7 protein-coding genes and 11 tRNA genes are annotated in these 6,970 nt (G+C 40.8%); 1 reads left to right on the top strand and 17 read right to left on the bottom strand.

What is annotated here, in order from left to right:
• Window positions 1-14: 14 nt before the first annotated feature.
• The 12 genes from AC6CIB_RS21660 to AC6CIB_RS21605 form a co-directional block, all read right to left on the bottom strand.
• Window positions 15-88 (bottom strand) — tRNA-Gly (locus AC6CIB_RS21660).
• 14 nt (window positions 89-102) lie between these two features.
• A tRNA-Pro gene (locus AC6CIB_RS21655) sits at window positions 103-179 on the bottom strand.
• Window positions 180-234: 55 nt separating this feature from the next.
• Window positions 235-311, bottom strand: a tRNA-Arg gene (locus AC6CIB_RS21650).
• 18 nt (window positions 312-329) lie between these two features.
• Window positions 330-415: transfer RNA gene (locus tag AC6CIB_RS21645), tRNA-Leu, on the bottom strand.
• Window positions 416-499: 84 nt separating this feature from the next.
• Window positions 500-581: transfer RNA gene (locus tag AC6CIB_RS21640), tRNA-Leu, on the bottom strand.
• Between the two features lie 37 nt (window positions 582-618).
• Window positions 619-694: transfer RNA gene (locus tag AC6CIB_RS21635), tRNA-Lys, on the bottom strand.
• A gap of 5 nt (window positions 695-699) precedes the next feature.
• Window positions 700-774: transfer RNA gene (locus AC6CIB_RS21630), tRNA-Gln, on the bottom strand.
• Between the two features lie 80 nt (window positions 775-854).
• Window positions 855-931: transfer RNA gene (locus tag AC6CIB_RS21625), tRNA-Asp, on the bottom strand.
• 87 nt (window positions 932-1,018) lie between these two features.
• Window positions 1,019-1,090 (bottom strand) — tRNA-Glu (locus tag AC6CIB_RS21620).
• Between the two features lie 15 nt (window positions 1,091-1,105).
• Window positions 1,106-1,196, bottom strand: a tRNA-Ser gene (locus AC6CIB_RS21615).
• Between the two features lie 7 nt (window positions 1,197-1,203).
• A tRNA-Asn gene (locus tag AC6CIB_RS21610) sits at window positions 1,204-1,278 on the bottom strand.
• A 129-nt stretch (window positions 1,279-1,407) separates the two neighbouring features.
• Window positions 1,408-1,884: a SprT family protein gene (locus tag AC6CIB_RS21605; protein WP_498284206.1), complete on the bottom strand. Its 477-nt coding sequence runs from the start codon at window positions 1,882-1,884 to the stop codon at window positions 1,408-1,410.
• Between the two features lie 149 nt (window positions 1,885-2,033).
• On the opposite strand from AC6CIB_RS21605, the gene cmpA reads away from it, so the two are divergent.
• Window positions 2,034-2,147, top strand: coding sequence for a cortex morphogenetic protein CmpA (gene cmpA / locus AC6CIB_RS21600; RefSeq protein ID WP_113970254.1), 114 nt, complete (start codon window positions 2,034-2,036; stop codon window positions 2,145-2,147).
• Window positions 2,148-2,236: 89 nt separating this feature from the next.
• On the opposite strand, the gene AC6CIB_RS21595 is transcribed toward cmpA, so the two are convergent.
• The 5 genes from AC6CIB_RS21595 to AC6CIB_RS21575 form a co-directional block, all read right to left on the bottom strand.
• The gene (locus AC6CIB_RS21595; protein WP_498284204.1) at window positions 2,237-4,405 is read right to left on the bottom strand and encodes a Tex family protein; all 2,169 of its coding nucleotides are present in this window, start codon (window positions 4,403-4,405) and stop codon (window positions 2,237-2,239) included.
• A 323-nt stretch (window positions 4,406-4,728) separates the two neighbouring features.
• Window positions 4,729-5,325: a PP2C family serine/threonine-protein phosphatase gene (locus AC6CIB_RS21590; protein ID WP_498284202.1), complete on the bottom strand. Its 597-nt coding sequence runs from the start codon at window positions 5,323-5,325 to the stop codon at window positions 4,729-4,731.
• Complete coding sequence (sigB, locus tag AC6CIB_RS21585; protein ID WP_498284200.1) at window positions 5,325-6,122, bottom strand: RNA polymerase sigma factor SigB; 798 nt, start codon at window positions 6,120-6,122, stop codon at window positions 5,325-5,327. Before sigB ends, AC6CIB_RS21590 begins: the two co-directional genes overlap by 1 nt.
• Complete coding sequence (gene rsbW / locus AC6CIB_RS21580; protein WP_498284210.1) at window positions 6,100-6,567, bottom strand: anti-sigma B factor RsbW; 468 nt, start codon at window positions 6,565-6,567, stop codon at window positions 6,100-6,102. The genes sigB and rsbW overlap by 23 nt, the downstream gene beginning before the upstream one ends.
• On the bottom strand, window positions 6,567-6,899 hold the full coding sequence (locus AC6CIB_RS21575; RefSeq protein WP_498284198.1) for an anti-sigma factor antagonist: 333 nt from the start codon (window positions 6,897-6,899) through the stop codon (window positions 6,567-6,569). Before AC6CIB_RS21575 ends, rsbW begins: the two co-directional genes overlap by 1 nt.
• Window positions 6,900-6,970 lie beyond the last annotated feature (71 nt).

Here is a 6,970-nt window from a genome sequence, read left to right as displayed (position 1 = left end):
AATAAGGTTTAAATTGGAGCGGGTGAAGGGAATCGAACCCTCATCATCAGCTTGGAAGGCTGAGGTTTTACCACTAAACTACACCCGCATATAAAATTGTGATGGTCGGGAAGACAGGATTCGAACCTGCGACCCCTTGGTCCCAAACCAAGTGCTCTACCAAGCTGAGCTACTTCCCGCTAGAAAAGCATATATATTACTTTGAGTATGAAACACTCGCTTGTAGAAACAAGATGGCGCGCCCGAGAGGAGTCGAACCCCTAACCTTTTGATCCGTAGTCAAACGCTCTATCCAATTGAGCTACGGGCGCAATATGTTTTAAAAATTTTGGTGCGGCCGAGAGGACTTGAACCTCCACGGGGTCGCCCCCACTAGGCCCTCAACCTAGCGCGTCTGCCATTCCGCCACGACCGCGTTTTAAGCGACAAACACTATTATAACGAGGATAATCTATTGTGTCAATACCTTTTTCGAAAGTTATTTCAACAACTTTTAAAGTGCGGGTGAAGGGACTTGAACCCCCACGCCTTGCGGCGCCAGATCCTAAGTCTGGTGCGTCTGCCAATTCCGCCACACCCGCATAAGTGGTTTAGATATTTTGCTATCGCAAAAATCTTTGGTGAGCCATGAAGGACTCGAACCTTCGACCCTCTGATTAAAAGTCAGATGCTCTACCAACTGAGCTAATGGCTCTTAAATGGCTGGGCTAGCTGGATTCGAACCAACGCATGTCGCAGTCAAAGTGCGATGCCTTACCGCTTGGCTATAGCCCAATGTTTCGTCAAAAAGTGACGAGGTTTATATGATAACATGTCCAAAACATTAAAGTCAATAACTTTTTAAAGAAATAATCTGGCGGTCCGGACGGGACTCGAACCCGCGACCTCCTGCGTGACAGGCAGGCATTCTAACCAACTGAACTACCGGACCAGAGTTTTTTGACGATAGTCAAAATAACTTTCATTATTTGCGTCAGCAAAATATCTTTCATTAGTTTGCCAATAGCAAAAATGAAAATGACCCATACGGGATTCGAACCCGTGTTACCGCCGTGAAAGGGCGGTGTCTTAACCGCTTGACCAATGGGCCATGTCCTAAAAGTAATGGCGGAGAAGGAGGGATTTGAACCCTCGCGCCAGTTGCCCGACCTACACCCTTAGCAGGGGCGCCTCTTCAGCCACTTGAGTACTTCCCCATAAAAATGGCTCCGCAGGCAAGATTCGAACTTGCGACCGATCGGTTAACAGCCGATAGCTCTACCACTGAGCTACTGCGGAACGTAAAGTATTCTTTCGCTTAACTCGTCTTATCGACTCTTTAGATTATAATGATTCCGCTATTTATTGTCAACTACTTTCAAACACTTTTTATCAGAAAAAGATGATCATGATCGGGGGATTAACCACTCAGGATTTGTCTTCCTTCATAATAACTTCCTTCACTAATTTAAGCTTCCCTTTACAACGTCCACACACGTATTTTCTTATATTGATCTTCCTTCTTCTTTTAAACTCCAACCCGCACTTCGAGCACACATAAATCATAAACCTAGTTCTATTATTCACACTCGTTAATGTTAAACAATGTCTTGGACCCCCAACTTCATTTAGAAGTCTCTTAAAATCTTCATCTCCATGCTTGTATCCTTTTCCTTCAATGTGCAAGTGATAATGGCATAACTCATGTTTTATGATTCCTGTTAATTCATCCATGCCATGCTCGTCTAAATATTTACGATTAATATCGATATCATGACTACCTAACATATATCTTCCCCCAGTCGTTCTTAGCCTTGGGTTGAAATATGCCTTATGAAGAAAAGGCTTATGAAAAGATTGAATAGAAATTTTTTCAACAAGGAGTTGCAGCTCAGCATCCGTCATATAAAATCCTACTTTCTTAATTAGAACATGACAACCTATTATAGCATAAACTAGATATCATCATTACTGTTTCAGCATGACAAAATACTCCAAGGAATGTCATCTCATGGATTCAGCTGGCACTTTCTTAGAGATAAGGAGGTTACCCCATGCCTAACTGGCTTGTGAATCAATTGAGGAGAGCCTATTTTGAGAAGGATCGATATCAAATCAAACTCCTTAATCAATGCTGGTATTTTTACCGTAAGAAGAACAGCTCTTAAGTATGGCCATCTATCATATCCCATCATAAATGGCAAAAAAGAGCTGACCTGAGATAGCATTCACTACCCTACAGTCAGCTCTTACCTGATTATTGAATCATTGTCAAAGCGACTCTGCCTTTTTGAACATCCACGCTATCAACCCAAACGGTCACGACGTCCCCAACAGACACCACATCTAATGGATGCTTAACGAAACCATTTTTTAGTTTTGAAATATGGACAAGTCCATCTTGTTTCACACCTACGTCGATAAACGCACCGAAATCCACTACATTTCTTACTGTCCCTTGTAACTCCATGCCTTGTGTTAAATCTTCGAGTTTCAAGACATCCTTCTTGAGAAGAGGTTTAGGAAATTCATCCCGTGGATCACGCCCTGGTCGAATTAACGAATCTACAATATCTTTCAGTGTTAATCTCCCTATTTCCAACTCCTCAGAAACCTCTTCTAAATTCAATTGGTTTAAAGACTGTTTCAGTTCTTCTGAGCCAACGTCATTTACACTCAATCCAACTTTCGCAAGAAGCTTCTTCACATCGTTATAATTGTCCGGGTGAATAGAGGTTCGATCAAGTATCTCCTTCCCATCCATTATTCTTAGGAATCCAATACATTGTTCGTACGTTTTTGCACCCAGTCTTGGAATTTTCTTTAATTGGGCCCTGGAATCAAACTTCCCTTCTTCTTCTCTCTTTTTCACAATATTTGTAGCCACCGTTTTGGAGAGTCCCGCTACATATTGCAATAGTGATGAAGAGGCCGTATTCACATTTACGCCCACTTGGTTTACAGCCGTTTCCACGACGAAGGTTAATGATTCATTGAGCTTCTTTTGTGAAACATCATGCTGGTATTGCCCAACTCCAACAGATTTAGGATCGATTTTCACTAATTCAGCTAACGGATCCTGCAATCTTCTTGCGATGGAGACGGCACTTCTTTCTTCAACCTGAAGGTCCGGAAACTCTTCTCTCGCCACATCTGACGCTGAATAAACACTCGCTCCCGCTTCGTTGACAATTAAATAGAAGATAGGTTGATCCATATCTTTTAACACATTTACAACAAATTGCTCGGTTTCCCTGGACGCCGTCCCGTTTCCAATAGCAACAACCTCAATCGAATATTTTGTCATAATCGCTTTGATTGCTTCTTCCGCTTTTGCGAGTTGAGATTGGGATGAATGTGGATAGATCACATTTATATCAAGAGTTTTTCCTGTTTCATCAATGACCGCTAATTTGCAGCCTGTTCGGAAAGCAGGGTCGACACCCAAGACCATTTTTCCTTTCATCGGCGGCTGAAGCAATAACTTTCTCAAGTTTTCAGAGAAGATATGGATGGCTTGATCCTCGGCTTTCTCTGTTAATTCATTGCGAATTTCTCTTTCTACCGATGGCTGGATCAGTCTTTTATAGCTATCCTCCACCGCTTCTTTTACAAGAGGAACGGAGAAGGAGTGAACATTTTTAATGACCTGTCTTTGCAAATAGTTAAGGATTCCTTCTGCATCAGGCTGGATATTTACCTTTAATACATCTTCCTTTTCCCCTCGGTTCATGGCTAAAATGCGGTGAGGAACTACTTTATGAATGGGCTCTTGATAAGAGTAGTACATTTCGAAGACCTTTTTTTCGTCTTCCTCTTCCTTTTTCACCTTTGATTCAATTAACCCTTTACGGAATGTATAGCTTCTTATGTATTCTCGGTATGAAGCTTCATCGGAAATGTACTCAGCAATAATGTCCTTTGCCCCATTTAAAGCTTCCTCGGTCGTCATTACTTCCTTTTCTTCAGACACGTAATGAGAAGCCTTTTCTTCAAGGTCTCCTGATGCTGGGAATGTAAGGATCCATTCCGCCAGGGGTTCCAGCCCTTTTTCTTTCGCTACGGTCGCTTTTGTTCTTCTTTTTTGCTTATATGGACGGTACAAATCTTCTACCGTTTGCAGCTTATCTGCTTTTTTAATGGACTGGGTTAACTCTTTAGTCAGCTTCCCTTGTTCTTCGATCAATCGAATAACTTCTTCTTTTCTCTGCTCTAAATTTTGAAGGTAATTCCATTTATCCATAATATTACGGATCTGAACTTCGTCAAGCGCTCCGGTCTGTTCTTTCCGGTATCGCGCGATGAAAGGAACTGTATTCCCTTCCTCCAGTAGTGAGATGACGTTTTTCACATTTTTTATTGATAGGTTCAATTCTTTGGATACTCTGTAAAGTAACGGTTCTTGATTTGTTAATGTTGCGGCCAATTGTATTACCTCCATTAATAGGATTCTTATATATTTTACCATAACCGTCCTTGAGGATTGAAAAGGTGGCTTAACTCATAATAAGGACATTTGGGTTTAAAATAATGCGAGTAGTGGTTGATTTCCGCTCCAATCAACTTTCTTAGCATCGGTTTGTTTAAAAAGGAGAATTTAAAAAAATCAATCCTTCAACCATTCGAAAAGACTTAATATTGAAAAACTCTGTTCAATTAACATCATTATTCAAGTGAATCCACACCCTGCCATTGCAATCAATGTTATTTAACAGGGCATATAAACAAGAAAAACTTACCCTAAGACCGTTAGAGTAAGTTTCCAATAATATATGTTGTATCGTCTGATGTACCGTCGACTAGAGATTGAATATCACCTAAAGCGCCATGAAGCGTTGGATATCTTTGAAGGATATTCTTTACTCCCGATATACTCAGTCCATCTGAGTGAATAAGGAATCTTGAGTTGGAATCGTAATGAAAACGTTGGGTCTTATATGTTTGCGGCCTTCCGGATAAATACCCGGTAACCGGTAATGGATAAGTCATCTTTCCTTCAGGTGCATACATATAAAAACGAATATTTCCTACACAGCTATACACAAACTCTTTGGAATGGTAATACACTTTAATAATCGCCACTGCAGCGCCACGTTTTTTCTGAAGAGCATCGTTACAAAGACTCATGAGGGTTTCAACACACTCGTGGTGATGCTCTTCAACTATATCGACGACAACATGAGACGATTCATAAGCAAACTTACCGCTACCTAAACCATCGGCCAAAACACAGATAAAGTAATCGTTTGTAGAGGTATAGAAATAACTGTCCCCACAATAAGGATTTCCGTTTTTCGATACTTGTTCTGCATAAAGCTCTATTTCATTTTGTTGAAGATAAGCCATTAATAATGACTCTCCGAATGGCTCATCTCTTCCTGAATGGCTTCCCTAAGCTTTTTAATCGCTCTTCTTTGTAAACGGGAAACATGCATTTGGGAAATACCGAGCTTCTCGCCAGCTTCTTTTTGGCTTAAATTTTCTAAATAGGTGTGTTGTATAATAGCCTTTTCTCTGTCGGAAAGAACATGAAGCACTTTCTCAAGAACGAGTCGCTGATTGACTTTCTCGTAGCCCTCATCCTGGTCTCCCACAATATCCAATATTGTAACTGTGCTTCCTTCTGAATCCGCTTCAATCGAGTGATCAACAGATAATGCTTGATAACTTCTACCCATTTCCATGGCTTCCAGAACTTCCTCTTCACTAACTTCAAGAAACTCAGCAATTTCATGAACTTGAGGAGAACGTTCTAATTTATTTGTTAACTCTTCAACAGTAGATTTTATTTTCGGACCAAGCTCTTTAATTCTCCGTGGAACATGCACGCTCCACGTTTTATCTCGTAGGAACCTTTTTATCTCTCCAATGATGGTCGGAATCGCAAAGGCCTCGAATGATCTACCGAAAGATTCATCGTACCTCCTGATTGCACCAAGCAATCCAATCATCCCTACTTGGATAATGTCTTCGTGGAAAGATCTTCCCTTTGAATATTTCCTCGCAATGGACTCAACAAGATTCTGGTAATGTAAGATCAGTTGACTTTGTGCATCGTCATCTTGTCTTTCCTGATAGTCTTTGATCCATTGAAGGACTTTTTCTTTTTGAGCCTGCTGGTTAGGTTGAGATAGTTTTTTCATCCTTCTCCACCTGCTCCCCTGATAGGAATTTAGTCATAAAGACTGTCACTCCCTCCTTGTGATGCACTTTTACATCATCCATCAAGCTCTCAATAAGGTAAAGACCTAACCCACCTTCTCTTAAGAACTCCACTGAATGATCGGCATGATAAGGACCAACAGCACTGCGAATTTCTTTGAAATCAAAACTTTCACCGTGATCCGCTACCATAACCTCAAGGTGATCCTCATATAGCGCGAATCCAACAACCACTTCTCCGTCGTTGTCTTTATACGCATGCTGAACCGCATTTGTGATAGCTTCACTAGTAGCAATCTTCAAATCCTCAATTGCATCGTAGTCAAATCCCATACGACTTGCAATTCCTGAAAGCGTTAAACGAATGACCCCGACAAATTCCGGCTTAGCGGGGATCTTCATCTCGATGTAATCAAAAGCCTTCATCATTCCACGCCACCTTCTACCTTGGAATTAATATTCATAATATCCCCTAAACCTGTAATATCAAACAGTCTCTGCAGACGATCGGATAATCCAATTAGATTTAGTTGTCCACCGCGAGCTTTAACCGTCTTGAAAAGACCAACGAATACACCTAATCCAGTACTATCCATATACGATACGTCTGAAAGATCCACCGTTATATCTTTATTATCAGCTTCAGCAGAGGGTTGAAGCGTTTCTTTAAGCTTTGGAGCTGTATATGCATCAATTTCACCAGCTACTTTAACGATTAGTTCATTCTCTTTTTCTTTCACATCTATTGATAAGTTCATAAAAAGACCACCTTTTTTAGCAACATTTATAATAAGTCTCTATACATTTACCCTATCTACGATAAGAATAA

The sequence above is a fragment of the Rossellomorea sp. GQ25 genome, from assembly GCF_059758515.1.
The sequence above is the reverse complement of the archived record's forward strand: the minus strand, read 5'-3'. Positions and strand labels throughout refer to the sequence as shown.

Coding starts and splice junctions, on each gene's coding strand:
- AC6CIB_RS21605 (WP_498284206.1), bottom strand. CDS start 1,884: ATGACGGATGCTGAGCTGCAACTCCTTGTTGAAAAAATTTCTATTCAA.
- cmpA (WP_113970254.1), top strand. CDS start 2,034: ATGCCTAACTGGCTTGTGAATCAATTGAGGAGAGCCTATTTTGAGAAG.
- AC6CIB_RS21590 (WP_498284202.1), bottom strand. CDS start 5,325: ATGGCTTATCTTCAACAAAATGAAATAGAGCTTTATGCAGAACAAGTA.
- sigB (WP_498284200.1), bottom strand. CDS start 6,122: ATGAAAAAACTATCTCAACCTAACCAGCAGGCTCAAAAAGAAAAAGTC.
- rsbW (WP_498284210.1), bottom strand. CDS start 6,567: ATGAAGGCTTTTGATTACATCGAGATGAAGATCCCCGCTAAGCCGGAA.
- AC6CIB_RS21575 (WP_498284198.1), bottom strand. CDS start 6,899: ATGAACTTATCAATAGATGTGAAAGAAAAAGAGAATGAACTAATCGTT.